This window comes from Cobetia sp. 4B, from assembly GCF_018831605.1.
Classification (GTDB): Bacteria; Pseudomonadota; Gammaproteobacteria; order Pseudomonadales; family Halomonadaceae; genus Cobetia; species Cobetia amphilecti.
The window spans coordinates 1,740,453-1,763,579 of sequence record NZ_CP059843.1 but is presented as its reverse complement, the minus strand read 5'-3'; the positions used below and the strand labels follow the sequence as shown (position 1 = coordinate 1,763,579).

The window sequence follows — 23,127 nt, the reverse complement described above, 5'->3', positions numbered from 1 at the left end:
GGCCCCGTTACTTGAGCGAATCCTGATTGCCGATGCGCGCCATCATCTCGGTGAACATCTGGATGTCGAGCATCAGGTTATCGACCCGCTTGAACTCCTCGGAGGTATGCCCGGTATAGGTCTCGCCCGGCATGGACGGGCCGAAGTTGATCGCATTGGGCAACAGCTTAGCGGTAGTGCTGCCCGCGGAGGAGCGCGGCTCGGCCTTCATGCCGGTGGTATCCCCGAAGATATTGAGCAGCGTCTGCAGCCAGGCACCGCTGGGATCACGCAGCATCCAGTCGCGAATCTCGACGTTCAGCGTCATGTCCATGCCCTGCTCGCTGGCATAGGCGCTCAGCTTGTCCTGAATCGTCTGGCTCAATTCCTCAGGTGATTTCTCACCGGCGGGCGCACGCACATTGACCGCGACCCGCAGCGCATCGTCCTCCCTGGCGAAGAAGGTCGGCGTCACCTTGAGCGGCCCCATGAAATCATGGGAATACGCGATGCCCAGCTGCTTGCCGTGATAGTCCAGTCCGTAGTTGTCGTTCAGGTAATGGATGGCATCTTCATAAGCATTGTCATGGAAATCGATGCCGGAGGTGGCGAGCAGGCCCGCCAGCCGTGTGACAGGATTGACGCCGTTGGCCGGCGCCGAGGAGTGGGCCGACTTGCCGGTCACCGTCACGCTGACCTCTTCGCCTTCCACCTCACTGGCGACGCTGAAGTCCTGGCCATGCTCCTTAACGTAGCGGCTGCCGAGCGTCTCAAGCTTGTGGCTGAGCGCCTTGGCGCCCGCTGCGTCAGCCGCGTGCAGCGTGGCAGTGGAGCGCTCCGGAATCTGGTTGGTCGCCAGGCCACCCTGGAAGTTGGTGATCGTCGGCAGAGCGTCGACTGCCTGATCAGATGACGCCTCGCCCGCCTTGGGCGTCAAGGGGAAATGCGCATCGATGGTGCCGAAACCATTCTCGGCCGTGATCGCCGGATAACCGCTATCGAGCACGATGTTGTATTCCGGCAGGTCATTTCTGGCCTTGTAGTACTTGAAGCCATCACCGCCGGTCTCTTCCGTGGTCTCGATCATCAGGCGAATGGTGCGCTTGAGCGGCACCTCATTCTCCTTGAGCGACTTCATGGCATACAGCGCCGCGGCGATAGAGGCCTTGTCATCTTCGGTGCCGCGCCCGTAGAGCTTGCCGTCGATCTCGGTCATCGCGAACGGGTCAAGATGGGTGCCGTCGTCGAGTGTCCAGCCCTCCTCGCCTGCCGGCACCACATCGCCGTGGGTCAGAATGCCGAACACGTCATCGCCAGTTCCCTCGAGCTCAACCTCGAAGACGCGGTTGTCGACGTTACGGAACGTCAGGCCGAACGCCTCGGCGCGCGCCTTGATCAACTCACCGAAGCGCGCGATTTCCGGGTTCTCGAATTGCGGCTTCTCCCCCACCTTGGCGGTCGGGATCGCGACCATTTCCTTGAGCAGCGCCTGGACATCATCGCCGTACTGCAGACGGTTGTAGACCCCCAGCAGACGATAGATGTTGACGAAGGCGTCACCTTCCAGCGTCTCACCAGCCTGATACTGCTCGATGGCGGCCCTGACGGCCGTGTCCTGGGAATTGCGTTCGGCTACCTGGGTCAAAAAGCCATTGAAGTCCGGCGCCAGCTCCTGCCGGCCCTGTTCGATCAAGCTGACCAGCTGGGCACGCTTGAGCGTATGTTCACCCTGCGGTGCGCGCTTGCCCGTGTCATCGGCCGCCATCGGCTCGTCTGCGCTGGCAGGCAGTGCGCTGCCGAGCCCGAGTGCCAGACCCAGCGCGAGGGCCGTCTGACGAGAGGTGGCGTGAGTGGCTGTGCGGGTACTCATGGGCATGTACATCCTTGTGTTAGGCAAGACGCCACGTCGTCAATGGCCGCAGAGACAAGCGATGAGGAGAAGACCCTCACCGACGCCCGGCGGCAGCTGACCACGCGACATCAAGACGGTTTCATCGGCCTTGCCGTGAAACATGAATGTCTTATACACAACCATCTTATGTACTAGGCCACGCCACGCCAACCCTGGCGAGAGATGCCTGCCACTCTGCGCTCCATTGTGGCCTTGGCCCCCTCACTCCAGACGAGCGACTCAGTTCCAGCGCTTGAGCAGAATCTCGATGAACAGCTCCGCAATCGGCGAAAGGGATTCACCGCGCCGCCGCAGCAGGCCAATGGTGCGATCGATGCGCGGTTCGGGCAGTTCACGCTGACACAGCACCTCGTGTTCCGGCCCCGGCATGGCCATCGACGGCAGGATGGCGACGCCCAGCCCGCTCTCGACCAGACCCAATGACGTCGAAAGGTGCTGCACTTCGTAGAAGCCATCCAGATGCAGGCCGGCGGACAGCAGAGTGTTGTCGAGCAGAATGCGATTGCCGCTGTCACGCGAGACCGTGATCAGGCGCACATCGTCCAGGTCACTCCATTCCACGCGCTGTTTCTGTGCAAGAGGATGGTCACGCCGCAGGGCCAGCACGAAGGGATCACGATAGATGGAGGTGAAATCCACCGCCGGATGGTGGGCACTGACCATATTGATACCAAAGTCTGCCTCCCCCGAAACCACCCTTTCGACCCCTTCATTGGCACTGACATCCAGGATGCGAATCCGGATACCGGGATAGGCGGTATTGAATTCGCGCACCACGCTGGGCAGGAAGTAGAAGGCTGCCGTGGGCAGGCAGGCGATGGTCAGCACCCCCTTGCGGTGGGTGGCAAGCTCGCGGACGCCGACCAGAGACGACTCATAATCTTCGAGCAACTTGCGGGCTTTGGGCAGGAAATCACGCCCAACGGGCGTCAATCGACTTCTTCGCGTGGTGCGCTCGAGCACCTTGGCGCCCAGAATCTCCTCCAGTTTCTGGATGCGGCGCGACAACGCCGGCTGCGAAATATGCAGCCGTTCTGCCGCCTCATTGAAGGAATGATTCTCGGCGACCTCGACGAACGCCGACAGATCCAGAAACTCCAATCTATGCATGCAACTACCTTATTGTTTCAGTTTTCGGATTAATGCGCACAATGATGACAGTATAGGTTTTATTTGCATTTGATGCATAGATCATCGGCTGTGATGCTTCACGAAGGCGCAAACAGACAGGAGCGCGTTCCAACATGATGCATTCACTTCCTTGCATGATCCTACGTGGCGGTACCTCTCGGGGTCCCTTCCTGCGTCTGGATCACCTCCCCGCCGATGACGAAGGCCGTCGCGAAGTTCTGCGTCAGGTCATGGGCTCCGGCCACGTACTGCAGATCGATGGCCTGGGCGGCGGCAATTCGTTGACCAGCAAGGTCGCCCTCGTCGGGCCGCCCAGTCATCCTGAAGCTGATGTCGATTACCTGTTCGCTCAGGTCGACGTAGAAGGCGACAAGGTCGACTTCTCGCCCAACTGCGGCAACATGCTGGCCGCCGTCGGCCCCTACGCCATCGAGACCGGCATGATTGCGCCGCAGGGCGACCTGACGCGTCTGCGGATTCACAACCTCAACACCCGCACGCTGATCGATAGCCAGGTGCCGACGCCCGGCGGCGCGGTGGCCTACCAGGGTGACACGCGCATCAGTGGTGTACCCGGCGCCGGCAGCGCCATCAAGCTGGGCTTCCTCGGCGCGGTGGGCGCCAAGACCGGCAAGATGCTGCCCAGCGGCCAGGTCATCGACGTGATTGATGGCGTCGAGGTGACCTGTCTCGACTCCGCCACGCCGGTGGTGCTGATCGAAGCGGCAAGTCTGGGCTGGGCAGGCAACGAAGCGCCGGCCGAGATGGATGCCAACCGCGAGGCGATGGCACGTCTCGAGCAGATTCGCCTCAAGGCGGGGGAATTGATGGGCATGGGCGACGTCAGCGGCTCGGTGCTGCCCAAGCCGGTGATTCTCTCCGCCCCGCGCACCCAGGACGGTTCTCTGTGCGCCCGCTACTTCGTGCCGCATCGCTGCCATGGCGCCCTGGCCGTCACGGGTGCCATCACGCTGGCCGTTGCGACCAGCATCCCGGGCACCCTGGCCAATCGTGTGGCACTCGCGGCCGGCACTCTGGCACCGGATAGCCTGGCGGCAAACGTTCATCTGGAACATCCCGCCGGATTTCTGGATGTCGAGGTCGAGCATGCCAATGCCGACCCGATGACCCCCAGCCGAGTGTCTCTGCTGCGCACGGCACGCAAGATCATGAGTGGCGAGGTGTTCTTGAACCTCCCCGACTCGGTGGAGATGCCTGGGCGTGCATGACACGCCAGACGACCGCGCTGGCAAGCGCCAGAGGCGAAGAGTTCGTCGACAGGCAACGAGCTGGTACTGCAGTATATTGATTTACAATGAATTTTCGCTAAACGAAATAGCCTGACTGCGCCGCCATGCAGATAGCGCATCACTGATCGACAACGCATTCCAACAATAATCAGGAGTCAGACCATGTCCATCATCGTGTCTACCCCCAAGCGCCAGACCCTCAAGCGTCATGCCCGTACCACCGCATTGGCCTTCATGCTGCCCGTCATGGGCCTGATGCCACTGTCCTCAGCCGTTCACGCCGCGGCGGAAGTCCCCGACACCCTGACCTGGACCGTCCCGTTCGGTGTCGGGGGCGGCACGGACGTCTGGGCACGCTTCATGTCCAACTGGGTGACCAAGGACCTGCCGGGCAACCCGGCTGTCGTCATCGACAACGTCCCGGGCGGTGGTTCCATCACCGGCGTCAACCTGTTCAGCAAGCGTGCAGGCGATGACGGCGACGAGATGGTCGTCACCTCGGCCTCTACCCAGTATCCGGCCATGCTGCGCGACCGTCGCGTGCGCTATGACTATGCCGACTGGGAGCCGATCTTCGCCGCACCGACAGGGGGTATCGTCTACGCCTCAAGCTCGCTGGGCAAGGACAGCGCCAGTGCGCTCGAGGCCCTCGCCTCCCAAGAAGTGAAGTTCGCCGGTCAGAACCCGACCGGGCTCGAGATGCCGGTGCTGATGGCCTTCGATCTGCTCGATTTCCAGGTCGACCCGGTCTTCGGCATGAAGAGCCGTGGTGAAGGCCGTCTGGCCTTCGAGCGTGGCGAAGTCGCCCTCGACTTCCAGACCACCTCCGCCTACAAGAGCAACGTCACGCCGCTGGTCGACGCCGGCCAGGCCGTACCGCTGTTCAGCCTTGGCGTGATGGATGACGAAGGCCATATCGAGCGCGATCCGTCCTTCCCGGACCTGCCGACCTTCTCCGAGCTGTATCTGGCCCAGAAAGGCCATTCACGTGACGACGAGGCCTACCAGATCTTCCACAAGTTCTTCGCCTCCGGTTACGCCATGCAGAAAATGCTGCTGGTGCCGAAGGACGTGGACCCGGAACTGCTGGAGCTTTACCGCCAGGCCGCGCGTGATCTGGCCAAGGACCCCGAGTTCCTCAAGGAGGCCGCCGAGAAGGTCGGGCCCTATGGCCTGATGGTCGGCAAGGCCGCCGCGACCCAGCTTCAGGAAGCCATGCAGCTGAGCGAAGCCGAGCACGAATGGGTCAAGAACTGGCTGATGGAACGCCACAATATCCGCCTGCAATCTCGTTGAGGCGCGCAATCACACCCGTAACGGCCTGATCCCCGGGTGTGATGGGGACCCACTCACGGGGCTGCCGACCAGCAGCCCCGTGAGCCTTTCACTCCCTGCCTCACCATGCTCTCCCCGGCACCGCCTCTGAGTGTTAGAGAAGCATCTAGAGAAGAACAAGAGGTTGAGTAACGCCATGATCGACACTCTCCTGTCCAGCATTGGACACGTCTTCACGCTGACGCATCTGCTGTTCATGATGATCGGCATCTTCGTCGGCCTGCTGGTCGGTATCATTCCCGGCCTGGGCGGCATCGCCGGCATGGCCCTGCTGCTGCCCTTCCTCTATGGACTGGACCCGGGCTACGCCCTGGGCATGCTGATGGGCATGGTCGCGGTCATTCCTACCGGCGATACCTTCGCCTCTGTCCTGATGGGCATTCCCGGTTCCAGCGCGTCGCAAGCCACGGTGCTGGATGGCTTCCCGCTGGCCAAGAAGGGCCAGGCAGCCCGCGCGCTGACCAGTGCCTTCCTGTCTTCTCTGTGTGGTGGCGTGATCGGCGCCATCATCCTGACCGGCTTCATCCTCGTCGCACGCCCCCTCGTACTGGCCTTCTCGTCAGCCGAATTGTTCGTGTTGACCTTGCTGGGCCTGACGATGGTGGCGGTGTTGTCCGGCAAGAACCTGTTCAAGGGCACCGCAGCCTGCGGCCTCGGCCTGCTGGTCGGTGCCATCGGCGCCGCACCGGCGACCGGCGAGTACCGCATGAACCTGGATATCGACTATCTGTACGACGGCGTGCCACTGATCGTGCTGGGTCTGGGCATCTTCGCCCTGCCGGAAATCGTCGAGCTGCTGCTGGGACGTGGCAGTATCGCCAAGAACGGGAACACCGACCTGGGCAAGGGCTGGTCTGCCGGCATCAAGGATGTGGTCAAGAACAAGTGGCTGGTCGCGCGCTGTGCCGGTATCGGCAGCCTGATCGGGACCATTCCGGGTCTGGCGGGTTCCGTGGTCGACTGGATCACCTACGGCTTCGCGGTCAAGACCGCCAAGGACCCGAGCCAGTTCGGCAAGGGTGACATCCGCGGCGTCATCGCGCCGGAATCCGCCAACAATGCCTGCGCCTGCGGTGCCATGGTGCCGACACTGCTGTTCGGGGTGCCAGGTTCCGGCACGGCGGCGGTCTTCCTGGGTGGGCTGTTGCTGCTGGGTCTGGAACCCGGTGTGTCGATGATCACCACCAATCTGGACATGACCTACACCATCATCTGGTCACTGGCGCTGGCCAATATCCTGGGCGCGGGCCTGTGTCTGATGCTGGCGCGTCCGGTCGCGCAGCTGACGCGTGTGCCCTTCGCCATTCTGGCCCCTGCCATCACCGTGCTGATCCTGTTCGCTGCCTATCAGGCCAGCCGCTCGCTGGGTGACTGGGCCGCGCTGGGCATGATCGGCATGATCGGTGTGCTGTTCAAGAGTGCTGGCTGGTCGCGTCCGGCCTTCCTGATCGGCTTCGTGCTGGCACCGGGTGCCGAGAACTACTTCTACCAGAGCATGCAGTTCCACGGCGCCGAAGCCTTCCTGCGTCCGGGCGTACTGATCATCCTCGGCCTGATCCTGCTGGCCTTCTTCCTGCCGGTGATCCGCAAGGCGATCATGCGTCGTCGCCAGACCCATGAAGTGGTCGAGACTGCGCCGTCGCCGGAAGAGGATGTGCTGGAATCGCGTGGCTTCGGTGGCGTCGACTTCCTGCTGCTGTTGATGATGGGCGCAGCCGCCCTGTGGGCGCTCTACGACGTCAGGGACCTGATGCCGCTGGGCAAGGCCTTCCCGACGCTGGCCGCCTTCATCACGCTGCTCTCGGTGATCGCCGTGGTCTTCAACGGCTGGCGTCGCGGCATGATTCGCGTCAAGCAACCGGCCTTCAAGGCAGTGGGTGTGGTTCTTGGCTTCTTCGTGCTGATAGGCGTCAGTGCGCTGCTGGGCTTCGTCTCTACCGCCGTGCTGTTCTGCCTGGGCTTCCAGCTCACCATCGCGCGCAAGTCGCCTCTGTTCGCAGGGCTCTTCGCGCTGGGCGTGGCAGTCTTCCTGCTCGGCATGCAGGCGGCGATGAACCTGCACTACCCGACGGGTCTGCTGGATGACGTGGTGCTGCCGATGATTCCCTTCCTGTAAGGCCAGCGGGCATCACCAGCACTCAACTCTCGAGTACGACATACGCAAGCGGGCACCCATTGGGTGCCCGCTTGCGTATTGTGACAACCCCAAGCCCATTGTCAGGTGCTCGCCGCCATCACGGCTCACTCAACGCGATGAAACCTGGCTCGTGCCACCTGTGGCGACACCCCGAAATGACGCCGGTAGGCCGTGGCGAAGTTGCAGGCATGGGCATACCCCACCTGATGCGCCACCTGCTGAATGCTCACCCCGCGCCGCAGAGCCTGCTCGGCACACCGCATGCGACATTCACGCTGATAACTGCCCAGTGACTGCCCGAAGGCCTGGCGAAACTTGTGGCGCAAACCGGAGGGGCTCATGCAGGCCAGCCGCGCCAGTTCCTCCAGCGAGTGTGTGCCATGCGGCACGGCGGCAAGACACTGGCGCACCGCCTCCAGATGTCGACAGGCACCGTGGGGTCCCGATGGGGACGCTAATGGCGATGCAGGGGGTGCAGGAGCTGCGGAGAACGCCGGCACCTCCTGCGCCTCACCAGCGCGGCGCTTGAGTGCCGCCCCCAACAACTGCAGCGCGATCCCCTGCCACTCCAGCATATCACCCTCGCAGGCGGGGGTCGCTGGCGTCTCGCACTCTCCTCGTACGCCCTCACCATCAGGGACCCTGACACGCTCATCCAGTTGCTGATGAAGCCAGCGCCCCGGCGTCCAGCCCAGCGGGCTGGAATGACGCGCGCACGGTAATGCATCCCAGTTCGCCAGCCCCCGCCGTACCTGCAGGCTCTGGCTGGACTCGCCCTCCAGATGCAAGCTGATACAGCGCAGGCGGCCTTGAGGGTGATAGCTCTTCAGCGTCGGCGGCGCAGACTGCGTTCTCGCCGGGCGAAATATCCCTCCTTGCCCCGCGGACAAGTCGATCCCCGCGCCGTCCACGCCTGATAGCGTCAATCGCCCTTCCAGCACCAGGCAGAGATAGAGGCCCTCATGAAACTGATGCTGGCCATGATAGGCGCGTGACACCTCTAGATCACACAGCGTCAGATGCGCATCCCGCCAGGGATGCAGGTCATGCATCTGCCCCTCGCAATGCGGATATTTCGCTGCTCGCCAGCCTCGCCGCTCGCTGAGCGATGAAGGGCGCTGTTGAGGTGGGGCCATGACGCGGCGAGTGGCCCGACTGTCGGCTATGTCTCCAAGCGGCTGTGACATGACGCTGCAAATCCCTGCAAGGTGAATCCTGGTGAAGGCCTATCGCCTGCTGCGGGTCGCACTGACGGCTGAAGGGTCGCACGATGCTACTCAGCGGCCACGCCAGGCCGCGGCTTGCGAATACGGCTGGCGACCACAAAATACAATGATTACCGAAAGCAAAACAATCTCATTATCATATAAGTATTGCATCTTGTCTCATGTAAAGCCCTGTTCTCTCTCCCAGTCCTCTCACAGCCCTCTTGCATCCCTCGAGTCAACGGCACTTTGCGACACAGGCTGGCAAGCTTGGCCAGCAGGCTGAAAACTCTGCGAGAATTCACGGGTTTGACAGTGCTGCGCCTTATGTCACTAATGGATGCCTTTCCCCCAAGGAGCACGCCTCATGTTTCTGTTGATCCTGTTCGCTGCCATCGCGATTGGCATCTCATTCATCTGCTCCGTGCTCGAGGCGGCGCTGCTGTCGCTCTCTCCCAGCTATGTGGCAAGCCTGAGAGACCAGCACCCCAAGCGCCACGCCGCTCTGGCCAAGCTCAAGGACAATATCGACAAGCCGCTGGCCGCCATCCTGACGCTCAACACCATCGCGCATACCGTCGGTGCCACGGGGGTGGGCGCGCAGGTATCGGTCGTCTTCGGGGAAGCCTGGGTCGGCGTAGCCTCGGCGGTGATGACGCTGCTGATCCTGGTGGCCTCGGAAATCATCCCCAAGACCATCGGTGCCACCTACTGGCGTCAGCTGTCGCCGATGCTGCCCGGCGTGCTCAATGCCATGGTCATCGCGCTCAAGCCACTGATCTGGCTGTCGGAGTTGATCACCTCGCGCATCGGCAAGGATGCCCATGACATCGATGTGCGTGGCGAGATCAAGGCACTGGCCCAGATGGGGCTCGACAAGAAAGCCCTGGAAAATGATGAACAGCGCGTCATCACCAACATCCTCAATCTGCATGAGATGAAGGTGCGTGACGTTCTGACGCCGCGCCCTGTCTGCCAGACGGTCAGTCCCGAGATGAGCGTGGCCGAGTTCAATGACCAGCTGACGATCTGGCCCTTCAGCCGCTACCCGGTGATGACCGACGATGAGCGAACGCTGGGCATGATCCATCGGGCCGATGCCCATCAGGCAGAGCCCACCACGCCGCTCAAGGATCTGATGCGCCCGATCAGCGAGCTGCACGCCGAAGACAACGTCGAACATGCCTTTGGGCTCATGCAGCGCGAACGACAGCATCTGTGCGTGGTCTACGACAACCTCGGCAACTGGCTGGGTGTCATCACGCTGGAAGACGTGATGGAGACGATTCTGGGCGAGGACATCATCGACGAGACGGACAACGTGGCCAATCTGCGCCGCTTTGCCCGCCAGCGCTGGACCAAGCGTATCGGTGCCAACACCTCAAGCACCCAGCCTTCCGCTGAAACGGCGGCTGGTGAAGGTGCTGTCTCGGGCGATGAAGCTGGCTCTGGTGAAGGTGCTTTACCCGTCTACGAGCAAACCGAGCAAGAGGCGGGCTCAGCCAATAACTCTGCCAAAGGGCCTGCCAAGAGCGCCGATGACAGCAAGGGCTAGGCTCGTCCCTCCACGCTTGTGACCCGCTCGCAGGCAAAAGTCCCGTGAAAGTCGTTGCCAGATACGACTATCGCGGGACTTTTTTATTGGCGGCTGTTGATACCGCCTGATAACCCATTGATTCCTCTTGCGAACCCCGACTCTCAATCAATCGAATAATTTCTTTCTTCCAATCTCTCGGTAATCAATCCCCGGACTCGGTGCTAACGTTAATCACACACGACGGGCAGCGAACGAACCGAGATAACATAATGATATACAAGAAATTTACGACGTTCCGCACTGAACAGAAAGGCGCCATTCTGTATGTGACCTTCGATTATCCGCCGGTCAATATTCAGGACATTCCCATGCTGGCCGACCTGACCATGCTGTCGCAGAAGCTCGAGCGTGACAGCGACACCAAGGTGGTGGTCTTCCAGTCAGCCCATCCGGAAATCTTTGTCGCCCATGCAGACGTGGACTTCCTCAAGGACATGTCGACTCATGCGGTCCACCAGTGTGAGGTCAAGCTGCTGGACCTGCAGGTGGTCCTCGAGCGCGTAAGCCGCCTGCCCCAGGCGACCATCGCCAAGATTGAGGGTTTTGCCCGCGGCGGTGGTCACGAATTTGCCCTGGCCTGTGACATGCGCTTCGCCGCACGTGGCAAGGCCCGTTTCATGCAGATGGAAGTCGCGATGGGCATTCTGCCCTGCGGGGGTGGTGCCTCACGCATGGCACGTCAGGCAGGCCTTGGCCGAGCGCTGGAAATCATCCTCAGCGCCAAGGACTTCGATGCCGATCAGGCCGCCGAATACGGCACCATCAATCGTGCGCTGGACCCGCAGGAGATCGGCCCCTTCGTCGACTCGCTGGCCGAGCGAATCTCCTTGTGGCCATCAGCCGCCATCAACGCCTGCAAACAGGCCGTCTACGCCTCCATCGACAAGCCCATCGAAGACGCCTTGAAGGAAGAGGCCTATTGGCTCTATCAGGCCACCAGCCAGACCGCCGCCATCAAGCGCTTCCAGAATGCCTATGACAGCGATGTCGAAAACGACATGACCGCCCAGCGCAACTGGGACCAGATCGTGATCGACGTCCAGTCCATCGTTTGAGAATACGTCCTGCAACGTAAGCAAGGATGCCCTTTAAGGGAGTGGCGACACTCCCTCTTTTTGAATTCTCCCACCCCCTTTCTCTTTTTGGATTCTCCCACCCTATTTCGGAGCCACACCATGCATATCGATGACCACTCCCTGTGCAACGACTTCCCTCAGCAACGTGAACTCATTCTGCGCCTGATCAATGGCAATGAAGAGTTTGCCCGCATCGCGGAAGCCTATACCCGTATCGATATCGAGATTCACGCCCTGGAAGTCGATGAATCGCCGATCGGCGATGACTCCATGCACCAGCTCAAGCACCAGCGCAGCCTGCTCAAGGATGGTCTGTACGAGCGAATGATGGCGGCTAAGTAAAGCGACGACTGCGCATTACCTGGAAATAGCGGCCGATTATTATCCATCGGCTTGTGTGACTGACTACCTCTATCATTAGATTGCCTGATCAGCTGGCCTTTGCAGGCTGGCTACTCTTTTTTCGGATATAGAAATGCATACTTCCCCCTTTAACAGGCCTACGGCATACATCCAGATAATCCAGTTTCTGAATCATCGCTCCAAGCTTGCTGGCGCCATGATCAGACGGTTTCAAGTCGGGCATCTTCTTCTTTAGATATCCACCAACTGCTGACAAAGGAGCCCAACCATCAACTTGTTGCAGTTCATTCACCGCATTCAAGATATGCGACCTCAACTGCCTCTGTGCCTTGGTCGGCTTGACGAGGGTTACCGGCTCAGCAGCCGGCTTGCTGACTGACATGGCCGGGACAGGCTTCTCAGCCACCTTGCGCAGTCCTTCGCTGTAGATGAACTTGTCGCAGGCAGACACGAATGGCTGCGGTGTCTTGTCTTCACCGAAGCCATATACCAGCATGCCGCTCTCTCTCAAACGAGCCGCCAGCCGTGTAAAGTCGCTGTCCGAAGAGATGAGGCAGAACCCCTCCACGTTCCCCGAGTACAGCAAGTCCATGGCATCGATGATCAACGCAGAGTCAGTTGCATTCTTGCCCTGGGTATAGCTGAACTGCTGAACCGGATGAATGGCATGACGCAGAAGATGCTCTTTCCATGGCGCAAGGTTCGGCGTCGTCCAGTCTCCGTAAGCCCGCTTGATGGTGCTGACCCCCAGCTTTGAAATCTCTGCCAGCAGCGCTTCGCAGATAGCAGCCTGCGCATTGTCAGCATCAATAAGTACCGCCAATCTATTGCGTCCTATCTGTGACATGTATCGCTCCATGATGTACGTCACTGAAATCCTGTTATCTCTCCTGGAGATAATATGTCATGTAATGACCATGATGATCACCAGATAAGTCATGCCCTTGGCAAACGCCCCTAGCCGGTTTCAAATCCCTCTATCAAGGCATCCATCAGCACCCTCACTCGCCGAGGAAGAATCTGCGTCTCCGGGCGGACGATGTAGATGCTGGTATCTGCGCCGTCCCCACGTATGTCTTCCAGCAGCGGGATCAAGCGTCCAGAAGTCAGGTCATCGGCGATCAGGTAGTGCGGCAGACAGGCAATGCCGCGGCTGCCCAGGCAGGCGGCGTGCAGGGTTTCCAGGGAATTGGAGAGGAAGCCGCAACGCATGTCGGGCAGTGACTTGAGCCCCCAAGCATTGAAGCCGCCGGGGAGATTCAGGATCAGGCTGACATGCTCCGCCAGCTCCGGCACTGAGCGCGGCGTGCCGTGGCTTGCCAGATAGTCCGGTGATGCACAGATGACGCGATGGTTGGTGGCCAACCGTCTGGCGATCAGGCCGAGCTCGGGCTGTGCGGTGCTGCGTATCGCCAGATCCATCCCTTCATGGACCAGGTCGACCACCGCGTCCGACAGCGTCAGGTCCACGATCACCTCGGGATAGCGCTCCATGAAGCGCAACAGCAGGGGCATCACCTGCAGCTTGCCCAAGGCATTGGAACACGAGAGGCGAATGCGGCCCCTGAGCGCGCCGCTGCCTTCGGCGATCTCCTGCTCCACATTGCGCAGGCGCTCCTGCAACTCGCGCGTCTCCAGGGCATAGAGCTGCCCCGCTTCACTCAAGCGCATCTGCCGAGTGGAGCGAATCAACAGCTGGGCACCAAGGCGCTGTTCCAGCTGCGCGATGCGCTTGCTGATCGCGGAGTGGGTAATGCCAAGCTGGCGCGCCGCCCCGGTGAAGGTGCCGGCGTCGACGACGGCGTGAAAGATGTCGAGGTCCGTATGCGTTTTCATATGTTCCATTTGCTCACGGATACTGTGCGCGCACAACGGATTATCTCCGTCCGCAAGGCATGTCACCCTGTCATCAGTTCCTGAAATGACAGATTCAGTGCCACATTGCTCAGCATATTCCTTGCCACATCTTTTTTACTCAACCCGCACCAAGAGAGACATCGCCGCCATGACAGACCAGCCGACAGCCTCCGCCCTGTTTACCCCTCTCACGTTGCCAAGCGGCCGGGTGCTCGCCAACCGAATCGTCAAGGCTGCGATGTCGGATTCTCTCGGCGATGGCACGGGGCATCCCAGTGAGGCACAGCTGCGCCTTTACGAGCGCTGGGCAGAGGGTGGCGTGGCGGCGTCGCTGGTCGGTGAGGTACAGCCTGACCACCACCATGCCGAGAAACCGGGCAATCTGGTGCTCAACGCGCAATCCGATCTCGCGGCCTTCACGCAACTGGCCCAGCGCGGTCAACAGCACGGTGCAGACCTCTGGCTGCAGCTCGGCCACGCCGGTGCGATGGCCTACCCACCGACCAGCACGGCGCACGGCCCCAGTGCACTGGATATTCCCGGGCTACGTTGCGAGGCCATGAGTCTGGCGGCCATCAAGGCACTGCCTGGCGCCATGGCAATGACGGCTCGCCTGGCGCGTGAAGCCGGGTTTGGCGGGGTACAGGTGCATGCGGCACACGGCTTCCTGCTCAGCCAGTTTCTGTCTCCCCTCTTCAACCAGCGCACGGATGACTACGGCGGCAGCCTCGAAAACCGCATGCGCCTGATGCGTGAGGTGATCATTGCCGTGCGTGAGGCCGTTGGCCACGACTACCCGGTACTGGTGAAGCTCAACTCCAGCGACCAACTGCAAGGCGGTTTCGAGGAAGCCGAAGCGCTGCAGGTAATAGCAGCGCTCGATGAGCTGCCCATCGACCTGATCGATATCAGTGGCGGCACCTACTTCCCCGGCGCGAGCTCGGCGTCGGATGCCAGCGCCAGCGGCCCCTACTTCGTCGAATTCGCCAAGCGTGCACGCGAGGTAACGACCCTGCCCCTGATGGCAACCGGCGGCTTCAAGACACTCGCCCAGGCCGAAGACGCCGTGGCACAGGGCGCCGTCGACCTCGTCGGCCTGGCCCGCCCACTGGCGCTGCACCCATCGCTGCCCACACTCTGGCAGGCCGGAGAATGCCCCACGCCAGAATTCCCGCGCTTCAGCGCGCCGCCTGAAGGCGGGGTGACAGCCTGGTATACCCTGCGTCTGACCCAGCTGGGCGAGGATCGTGAGCATGAATCACTGGGCGAACTGGAGACGGTGCTGGCCGACTATGAGGCCCGCGACGCCGCACGCGCCGAGACCTGGAATGCGCACTTCTCGAGCTGAGTCGCTCTCAGTAGGTCAGACGAAAAAATAGAAAAGACGCAAAACGCCGCAGCGCTGACGCTGCGGCGTTCATGTTTCAGTCCCTTGCAGTGATGCATGTCAGGTCGTGGGAAACCGCACCAATGAAGCGTCTTCAGGCAGCGTTGTGCACAATGACTGAAGGCGCTTCACTGCCGCCCTTGTTTCCCTGCGACTTGCCCTGGCGCTGATAGCTGCCCTTGCCCTTGCGCGCCTTTACCACGCGTTGCTTGAACATCGGGGTACGCAGCACCGCCTTGAGCGCGTTGTCCTGCACCTTTCGCTTGTGGGTCATCGTGATGATCTCCTGTCGTCGATGAATCAACATCGCGACTATAGACCTCGCCAAGCACAAATCAATCCTTGGCGAGGGGCTGAGCACTGAAAATACAGCGTCGCCGACTCAACGCCATGGGTCGTGTTTCCAGCGACTCAAACGTGAGTCAATGACGGGGTCATGCTCGGGTCACTCAGCATCATCAGCGCCTGAGGCTGCGCGATGACCCGCTCCGGTGCCATGCTGGCCAGCCGCTCGGGGCTCTGCCATCCCCAGCTGACCGCAGCGGCACGACACCCAGCCTCGTGCGCGGCGCGAATGTCGCTGACGGCGTCGCCCACCATCCAGCTGCGCTCCACCGCCACTTGCGGCGCTGCCAACAGACCCGCCAGCTTGGCCCCCTTGCTACCCGCGATCTCACCGCCCAGCACCTGTGACACGCAATCCGCCAGGCCGGCGGCGGCCAGCGTGGCACGAATCATCTCGCTGTGATTGGCCGACAGCACCATGACGTCGCCCTGTTCGGCGAGTGCCGACAAGGCCTCGCGCATGCCGGTGAAGACCGCCGGCGGCGTCGCCTGGCGGGTATAGGAAAAGACATGTGCGGCAAAGCGCGCGACGGCCTCGCCCGTGAAGCCCTGCACACGCGCCATCTCCTCGAAGGTCACGTTGTCCAGCGACTCCCAGCTATCGCGTTCCAGCACGATCGTCCGCCCTTCCAGGTACGCCGCATGTGCACAGGCCTTGAGGCACAGTGTCAGGCTGTCGGCAATCACACCATCAAAATCAAAGACATATAACGCTTTGTTCATTCTTTTGCTGCCTCAGCTGCCTGCAAGGTATTGCTCAACGGCTCGCGCTCGCGAGTCGGAATCCGCTCATCGCGCTGCAGAGCGATCAATTCATCGAGCGCCTCCAGCGACTGGGCGGCCTCGAGCGTGTCGTGGAAGAAATAGCGGCGACTGTCATCCATGTAGAGGTGCAGGTGATTGACGATCTGCTCCTCGCCTATCATCAGCACGCCATAGGCCGGCGGCTCATGACTGCCGGCGAGACAATCCGCCGCGGAGACCAGATCCAGCCCGACCTGGTGATTGACGCCCGGCAGGGTCGAGAACGAGAGCCCTCGCCAGACACCGCTGGCCGGACGATGCACATGCCCGAACAGCAAGTGCTCGACGTTGCCATGCCGCTGGATCACGTCATGCAGCGCCTGTGAATTCTGCAAGCGGATGTCGTCCATGTAGCGGATGCCGAGGGCCATGGGCGGATGATGCAGCGCCAGCAGAATACGGCGATCGTGATGCGCAGCCAGACAGGCATCCAGCCACGCCAGGCGAGACTCACACAGCAGACCACCATGCTCCCCCGCGACGGCCGAATCAAGCATCACCAGCACGCAATCATCGGCGTCGGGGCCGAAGGCATGCGCATACTGCACGAAGCCTCCGTCATCACAGGGCAGCTCCGGGAAGGCGGCCTGCAGAGCCTCACGCGCATCGTGATTGCCCATGCCGAGGAAATACGGCATCGACAGTTCTTCCAGTACCTCACGCAGTGCCTGGAAGGCGGCCGGCTCACCGCGATCGGTCAGGTCACCACTGATGATCACGCCCTGAGCATCGCCGTAGTGCAGATTGATATCGGCGACGGCAGCCGCCAGCCGTGCACGTGGGTCCAGCCCGTAAAGTCGCTTGTCAGGGGCGACCAGATGGGTATCGGTCAGATGAATCAGTTTCATGCTATCGCGCGTTCCATGAGTGCCACCTTGAGGGGCCGCCATTATCAAGCTCTCAGGTGACGACTGCGTGACGCACGCCACACTCTCTTCGCGCAAAGCCAATCGGGTGCAATGGCACCTATCAAAAACGCCGCAGCGCTGAGCGCTGCGGCGTTTGATGTGCCGGTCATGATGCCCGGAGGGTCACGGCGTCTTCTTGCTCTCGAAGGACGCTTTCTCGTGGCGCAGGATGTTGGCGCTCAGCGCAATGCAGACGCCAGCGGCGACCAGCAGGCACACTGCCACGGCGCCAGAGTTGCTGAAGAAGAAGGCGTAGTTGCCAGCGTGTACCACAGTATCGACAGTTTCCATTGCAAGACTCCTTGCGAAAGCGGATATCGGTTGGGTCTACCAGTACTGCAATAACGGGGCCAGTCAGCGCTTATCTCGACATCATCTTGACAGACCGGCCCCTTCAGGATGTGCGCCGAGGCTCAGCTACCAGGGCTCAGCTACCAGGGCTCAGCTACCAGGACTCAGCTGATGTCAGGACGCTTGTCCATCGGCGCCGCGACCACCCCACCGGAACGTGCCGGCACGCTGGAGCTCGTCTCGGAGGACAGGCTTTCCGGGTAGGCCTTGGCCGGGACTTCGAACAGGTCCAGCCCCAGTACTTCGACATGCGGCGGCACGCGCAGCAGGTTGAACTTCTTGAGCAGATAGGCCACGCCCCAGCCCGGAATGAAGCCCGTCAGTGCCATCACCACCGCGCCGGTCAGCTGGCCGGTGAAGGAGACGTCCGGCACGCCTTCGCCGACATTCGGGAAGCCGGCCGCGAAGATGCCCACCAGTACCACGCCGTAGAAGCCGCAGAAGCCATGCACCGCGAAGGCGCCGACGGAGTCATCCAGACCACGCTTCTCGAGCAGTGCGCCGATCTTCGGCATCAGGGCGCCACCGGTGACCGCCAGCACGAAGGCCAGGCCCGGGTTGTAGAGATCCAGCCCCGCCGCGACGGTGATGATGCCGCCCAGCGCACCGGACATGGTCCAGAAGGGATCACGCGAGGACAGATAGGCACCGATCACGCCGCCACCGAAGCCCATCAGGGTATTGAAGGCGAAGGCAGAAAGGTTGGTGCGATTACCGTAGATGGTGGTCCAGCCGATGTCACCGGTGTTGAAGATGATGCAGCCACCGAGGAAGCCGAAGAAACCGACGATGATCAGCATCAGGCCGATCAGGGTCATCGGCATGTTGTGCGGCGCGATCACCTGCGGCTTGCCATCGTCACTGTACTTGCCGATGCGCGCGCCCAGATTGAGCAGCACCCCCAGCGCGAAGAAGCCGGCCACGGCGTGCACCACACCGGCGGCGCCGACATCGTGGTAGCCCAGCTTGTGCAGCATCCAGCCATCCGGATGCCAGCCCCAGGCGCCCGCCATGATCCAGACACCGGCACCGAGAATCACCGCCAGAATCAGGAAGGCCCCCAGGCGGATGCGTTCGATCACCGCCCCCGACAGGATGGAGCCGGTAGTCGCGCCGAACAGCGCAAAGGCGGCGAAGAAGATGCCGGTGCCCATGTCATCGGCGTCCGGACGCATGCTCGCGCTCCACGGCAGAGCGGCGGACGCCTCGATGGGGATCAGCCCATTGGGGAAGGCGTTGTAGATCCACCAGCCCACGAAGTAGAAGGCGGGGATGATCGAGGCCAGCGTCAGCACGTTCTTCATGCCGGATGCCAACGCATTCTTGGAACGGGAGGCACCGATCTCATAGGCCAGAAAGCCTGCATGGATCAGGAACATGATGGCGGTACACCACCAGTAGAACACCTCGATGTTCATCGCCTGATGCATATCCAATATGCTTTGCAACGTCTTTTCATCCATCGTCTTTTCTCCTTTACCGGAGCCTGTGGATCAGCGCGCTTCACTGTGCAAGCGGCACTGCCCGTCCGGGGGTTGTTGTTGTTTTTCAAGGGGACCTGCTGGATAAAGCAAGCGACATGCCAGATGACCCTGATTGGCCACCCTCAGCAATTCGTTGTTTTTACTGCATCATTCTTGAAACCGAGGACTCCTCTTCAGATATGAAGCCCGCAAAGCCTTCCCTGCGAGGAGGATGGGCGTTATTGAGGCATGCCGGCCACGGCATGCACCGTGAGATGACTTGCAGGGCGCTGCATATACGCAAGTCATTGCGCGCGACACACCTCTCATGCTTCCCCTCCTGGCAGTGAGATCAGCTACGCACCTTGAGGCGCTCCGGGTCATGGAAGGGCAATGTCACCACCTCGGCGGCGAGGCGCTTCTGATGGCCATCCAGCTGGCCGATCTCAAGCTGGGTTCCCGGGCTTGCGAAGTCCGGTGCCAGGCGGCACATCGCGATGGAGCGATCGAGCAGCGGCGACTGGGTGGCACTGGTGACCACGCCCACCGGATAGCGGCCGTGGTAGACGAGATCGCCATGGCTGACCAACTCGCTGCTGTGCATCTTCAGGCCCATCACGCGATGCCGTGATTCCGGCGCCTCGCGTTGCAGCGCTGCCCGCCCGACGAAATCATCCTCTTTGCTCTTCATCGGCACGGTGAAGCCGATGCCCGCCTCATAGGGGGAGGTCTGCGGGCAGAATTCATGACCGGCGAAGATCAGCCCCGCCTCGATTCTCAGCATTTCGAGGGCATCCAGTCCCAGCGGCGCGATGCCATGGGGCTCACCCGCCGCCCAGATCGACTCCCATACGGCCGGGGCGTCCTTGGGATGACACCAGATTTCATAACCGAGCTCGCCGGTATAGCCGGTACGCGACACCATCAGCGGAATGCCATCCGGCCCCGACAGACGACCGATCATGAAGCGGAACCAGCCCAGCCCCTGAACATCTGGCTGGGTACGCGCATTCCAGATCAGCGGCGCCAGCACCTCGCGGCTCTTCGGGCCCTCCAGCGCGATGTTGTACAGCTGATGAGTGGAGTCACGCACCGTGACGCGATAGCCCTGGCGCTGGGCAAGCTCCCTGAGCCACTGGCCGCTGGCCGGGTCACCGCAGATCCAGCGGAAGGTCTGTTCGCCCATGCGGAACAAGGTGCCGTCATCGAGCATGCCGCCGGTTTCCTGACACATGGCCGAGTACACCACCTCGCCGATGGAGAGCCGTCGCACATTGCGGGTCAATGCGTATTGCAGCAGGCGTTCGGCATCGGGACCGGCGACCTCGAACTTGCGCAGCGCCGAGAGATCCATCATCGCGACCCGCTCGCGGCAGGCCAGATATTCGGCCCGCGCGCCCCACCCTTCGTAATGCGTGGCCAGCCAGTAGCCGTGGTAGTCGATGAACTGCTTGGTCAAGGCGGAGGTGCAGGGATGAAAGGCGGTGGGCAGTGTCATGCGCGGCAATTCCTCGGGCCGATTGCGATAGGCGATCCCACGGGGGAAATCATGTTCAGCGGCGTAGATGCGCACCTGGATATCGGTCGGTACCCAGCCGTTGGCGGCGTCGATGTCATCCGGACAGGCCGATGAGGCGCAGATGAGGTCACGGTCGGCGCGCAGCAGCACGTAGTCGCCGGGGCGCGACCAGGGCTCATCCACCGCCAGGGTGCCGCAAGGCTCTACATAGGCATTGAAGAAGAAGTTGATCGCCGGCCAGCTGGCACGCTGTTGAATGCCATGCGACGCCGACAGGGCGTTGTTGAAATTGATCGTGCAGCTATCGTGGCCGAAGTAGCCGTGGTTTTCGTAATACTGCGGCGAACAGGCGAGCATGAAGCTGTCATGGCGCCCCACCGTGTCCTGCACGACCTCAAGCATCGGATGCAGGTGCTGATCGAAGAACACGGAGTAGAGCCCCGGGTTGGGCATGCAATGACCGGACAGGCTGCGCGTGGCGCCGGCGTCCAGCCCCAGCTCTTCCCCCTGCGCCCAGGCATTGGCATCGAAGGCCACGAAATCGGAGCACTGGCGACCCGCCACATCGATGATCTGGATCCACTCGCCCTGCTTGACCTCATAGACCTCGACCGTGCCCGCCGCGACTCGCCGCTCCTGCTTGATCGACGCCAGGGGGACGGGTAACTGCTCCTGATCGGGCACGCTCTGAAAGTGCGCGACCTCAAGCTCGGTGGCCAGATGCTCACCATCGATCGACATGTCATCACCGGGGGCCAACAGAATCAGGCGCGCGGCAGGCGCTTCCAGCGGCCAGCGAATCTCGGCCGGCAACCCGGCCACTGACAAGCGCTGCCACTGCGACAGTGGCACCTGCGCGACTCCCAGCGCTGCCAGACGCTGCTGGGTGAACGGGCTTCGCACCTGCTCGGCCTTACCCTCTTCTGCCCCTTGTGGCTGGCTGGCAAAGGCATGTTCTTCCAGACAGGTGATGCTGGCGTAGCGCGCGAGTGTCAGTCCATCGACTGCGTTTGCAAGCTCTCCAGCTTCTGCCTCTGCAACTTCTGCCCCTCCAGCTTGTGCCACCCCGTGCTCTCCCTCCCGGCCCCCTGGCGGCAATAACAGCCACTCGCAGGCCTGGGCACCATCGACGGATGACACCTGCACGCTGTCCCCCGGCGACAGCTCAAGCGCCAGCGCATCCAGCCCGGGTATTCGATAACGATACGGCTGGCACGGCGTGGCAGCGGGTATCTCGACTGCAAGCTCCATCGTGGTGATACCTCTTGTGGTCATGGCAAGTGGGTCCGGCGTTGCACGCGTGATGGGGTGAAGCAGCTCCCCGATGTGCCTGGATGGTGCATATCCCCTTCTGCGACGCACCACGTTCTTCATGGTGAATTAAATTTACTCACAGTGGAGATCGCGACAATCCATCAAGAGAGGTACCCATGAAGGGGTAAGCCGTTCACTGGCATGAAGCTTGCTCATCAAGCTTGCTGACGCGACATCGCAAGCCCGAAGAAAGAACCCCGAAGCAGGAAGTAGAGAGAGGAGCTCGCATGCAAGTCATTCTCGGCGCAGGGAAGGAAGGCAAGGTGCCTGCTGCACGAACGGCGGCCGCCCTGGTTGATGTACGCCGAGCCGACGACCCACTGCACTCCTCCCCCGGCGATGCGAGACGCGAGACGCCCAAGCTCGACGCCATCACCCTGCGCATCGCCACCTGCGCTGACCTCACGGAGACGCTGCCATCATTGCTGGGAGAGCTGCTGCGAGAGCTTTGGGGGGAACTTCAGGGAGAGAGGATGGGCCTCTTCAGCCAGCAGATTGCCGGCACTCAGGCTTGCTCACGTCCTGTCGAGAGCTGCGTGCTGCATCGCGGGGTCGATCAGCAACGCCATGAGGTGATCGCGCCGACTGGCCTCGCCCTGCCCGCAAAGACGCGTCAGACCCTGCTGGAGATCGTCAGCCAGATTGCTCACGACGCGCACGTCAGCCGTCAGCCGCTAGCTGTCTCGGGCAAGCCCCACGGGGTATTGATCGCCCTCACGCACACCACTGACAGCCAGGCGACAGGCGATGACTGGTTGTGGCTTGGAGAGCCGGCCGCCGAAGCCCTCGAATCGAGGCTCGCGAGCGCCGCCATCGATGCCCTGAGCCGTGGCCTGGCACTGCATCAGCAGCAACAGGCGCGTCACGCTGAAGACAGGAAGGCAGCGGTGGATCAGGCACTGAAGAACGAACGTCGACATCTGGCGGCGGAACTGCACGACACCCTCGCCCAGGAATTGAGTTATCTGCAGATGCAGAGCGCACGCCTGACTCGCGCCGCTCGTCATGCGCCACAGGAAGTGCAGGCACTGGCCGAGGACGTGCATACCCAGTCCCGGCGCGCCTTGCGCCAGACCCGGGAGCTGATCAACGGCGCGCACGCCACCTGGGGAGACGCGCCGCTGGCCTGTGTGCTGGACAACTTGGGTATACGGATTTAATGGTTGATGGGGCACCTTCACCCCATCAATCTGA

The 23,127-nt window shown here is 61.7% G+C and carries 19 protein-coding genes; 8 read left to right on the top strand and 11 right to left on the bottom strand.

All coding sequences use genetic code 11. The features are described 5' to 3' along the window. Positions 1–7: 7 nt before the first annotated feature. Positions 8–1,849 (bottom strand): dipeptidase, encoded by a 1,842-nt coding sequence (locus H2O77_RS07515; RefSeq protein ID WP_240548746.1) that lies wholly within the window; start codon positions 1,847–1,849, stop codon positions 8–10. Positions 1,850–2,110: 261 nt separating this feature from the next. Further along, the gene (locus H2O77_RS07510; RefSeq protein ID WP_043332186.1) at positions 2,111–3,001 is read right to left on the bottom strand and encodes a LysR family transcriptional regulator; all 891 of its coding nucleotides are present in this window, start codon (positions 2,999–3,001) and stop codon (positions 2,111–2,113) included. Between the two features lie 134 nt (positions 3,002–3,135). Between H2O77_RS07510 and H2O77_RS07505 the strand changes: the two genes are divergently transcribed. The 3 genes from H2O77_RS07505 (at position 3,136) to H2O77_RS07495 (ending at position 7,723) form a co-directional block, all read left to right on the top strand. Beyond that, complete coding sequence (locus tag H2O77_RS07505; RefSeq protein WP_043332189.1) at positions 3,136–4,251, top strand: 4-oxalomesaconate tautomerase; 1,116 nt, start codon at positions 3,136–3,138, stop codon at positions 4,249–4,251. A 183-nt stretch (positions 4,252–4,434) separates the two neighbouring features. Continuing rightward, positions 4,435–5,568 (top strand): tricarboxylate transporter, encoded by a 1,134-nt coding sequence (locus H2O77_RS07500; RefSeq protein WP_240548745.1) that lies wholly within the window; start codon positions 4,435–4,437, stop codon positions 5,566–5,568. Positions 5,569–5,743: 175 nt separating this feature from the next. Beyond that, positions 5,744–7,723 (top strand): tripartite tricarboxylate transporter permease, encoded by a 1,980-nt coding sequence (locus H2O77_RS07495; protein WP_043332191.1) that lies wholly within the window; start codon positions 5,744–5,746, stop codon positions 7,721–7,723. A gap of 125 nt (positions 7,724–7,848) precedes the next feature. Here the strand turns inward: H2O77_RS07495 and H2O77_RS07490 are convergent, their stop codons facing one another. Beyond that, positions 7,849–8,796 (bottom strand): AraC family transcriptional regulator, encoded by a 948-nt coding sequence (locus tag H2O77_RS07490; protein ID WP_052384362.1) that lies wholly within the window; start codon positions 8,794–8,796, stop codon positions 7,849–7,851. A 520-nt stretch (positions 8,797–9,316) separates the two neighbouring features. On the opposite strand from H2O77_RS07490, the gene H2O77_RS07485 reads away from it, so the two are divergent. From H2O77_RS07485 to H2O77_RS07475, 3 genes are all read left to right on the top strand, one after another. Continuing rightward, the gene (locus H2O77_RS07485) at positions 9,317–10,504 is read left to right on the top strand and encodes a CNNM domain-containing protein (protein WP_064503239.1); all 1,188 of its coding nucleotides are present in this window, start codon (positions 9,317–9,319) and stop codon (positions 10,502–10,504) included. Between the two features lie 251 nt (positions 10,505–10,755). Then, positions 10,756–11,601: an enoyl-CoA hydratase/isomerase family protein gene (locus tag H2O77_RS07480; RefSeq protein WP_043332193.1), complete on the top strand. Its 846-nt coding sequence runs from the start codon at positions 10,756–10,758 to the stop codon at positions 11,599–11,601. Positions 11,602–11,721: 120 nt separating this feature from the next. After that, positions 11,722–11,964, top strand: coding sequence for a YdcH family protein (locus H2O77_RS07475; RefSeq protein ID WP_043332194.1), 243 nt, complete (start codon positions 11,722–11,724; stop codon positions 11,962–11,964). A gap of 88 nt (positions 11,965–12,052) precedes the next feature. Here H2O77_RS07475 and H2O77_RS07470 read toward each other — a convergent pair whose 3' ends face one another. Next, the gene (locus H2O77_RS07470) at positions 12,053–12,832 is read right to left on the bottom strand and encodes an NYN domain-containing protein (protein ID WP_043332362.1); all 780 of its coding nucleotides are present in this window, start codon (positions 12,830–12,832) and stop codon (positions 12,053–12,055) included. A 110-nt stretch (positions 12,833–12,942) separates the two neighbouring features. Further along, on the bottom strand, positions 12,943–13,821 hold the full coding sequence (locus H2O77_RS07465) for a LysR family transcriptional regulator (protein WP_215824299.1): 879 nt from the start codon (positions 13,819–13,821) through the stop codon (positions 12,943–12,945). Between H2O77_RS07465 and H2O77_RS07460 the strand changes: the two genes are divergently transcribed. Beyond that, positions 13,796–15,190, top strand: coding sequence for an oxidoreductase (locus tag H2O77_RS07460; RefSeq protein WP_346428202.1), 1,395 nt, complete (start codon positions 13,796–13,798; stop codon positions 15,188–15,190). The genes H2O77_RS07465 and H2O77_RS07460 overlap by 26 nt on opposite strands. A gap of 133 nt (positions 15,191–15,323) precedes the next feature. On the opposite strand, the gene arfA is transcribed toward H2O77_RS07460, so the two are convergent. The 6 genes from arfA to H2O77_RS07430 form a co-directional block, all read right to left on the bottom strand. Then, complete coding sequence (arfA, locus tag H2O77_RS07455) at positions 15,324–15,503, bottom strand: alternative ribosome rescue factor ArfA (protein WP_215824297.1); 180 nt, start codon at positions 15,501–15,503, stop codon at positions 15,324–15,326. A 137-nt stretch (positions 15,504–15,640) separates the two neighbouring features. Next, on the bottom strand, positions 15,641–16,297 hold the full coding sequence (locus H2O77_RS07450) for an HAD family hydrolase (protein WP_215824296.1): 657 nt from the start codon (positions 16,295–16,297) through the stop codon (positions 15,641–15,643). Then, positions 16,294–17,226 (bottom strand): phosphodiesterase, encoded by a 933-nt coding sequence (locus tag H2O77_RS07445; RefSeq protein ID WP_215824295.1) that lies wholly within the window; start codon positions 17,224–17,226, stop codon positions 16,294–16,296. Before H2O77_RS07445 ends, H2O77_RS07450 begins: the two co-directional genes overlap by 4 nt. A 183-nt stretch (positions 17,227–17,409) precedes the next feature. Beyond that, a complete protein-coding gene (locus tag H2O77_RS07440) occupies positions 17,410–17,577 on the bottom strand; it encodes a hypothetical protein (RefSeq protein ID WP_153635554.1) in 168 nt (55 codons plus the stop codon). 164 nt (positions 17,578–17,741) lie between these two features. Beyond that, the gene (locus tag H2O77_RS07435) at positions 17,742–19,100 is read right to left on the bottom strand and encodes an ammonium transporter (RefSeq protein WP_107335007.1); all 1,359 of its coding nucleotides are present in this window, start codon (positions 19,098–19,100) and stop codon (positions 17,742–17,744) included. 352 nt (positions 19,101–19,452) lie between these two features. Continuing rightward, a complete protein-coding gene (locus H2O77_RS07430; protein ID WP_240548744.1) occupies positions 19,453–21,894 on the bottom strand; it encodes an aminomethyltransferase family protein in 2,442 nt (813 codons plus the stop codon). Between the two features lie 266 nt (positions 21,895–22,160). Here H2O77_RS07430 and H2O77_RS07425 point away from each other — a divergent pair, with 266 nt between their 5' ends. Beyond that, a complete protein-coding gene (locus H2O77_RS07425) occupies positions 22,161–23,093 on the top strand; it encodes a histidine kinase (protein ID WP_052384365.1) in 933 nt (310 codons plus the stop codon). The last annotated feature ends 34 nt before the right edge of the window (positions 23,094–23,127 follow it).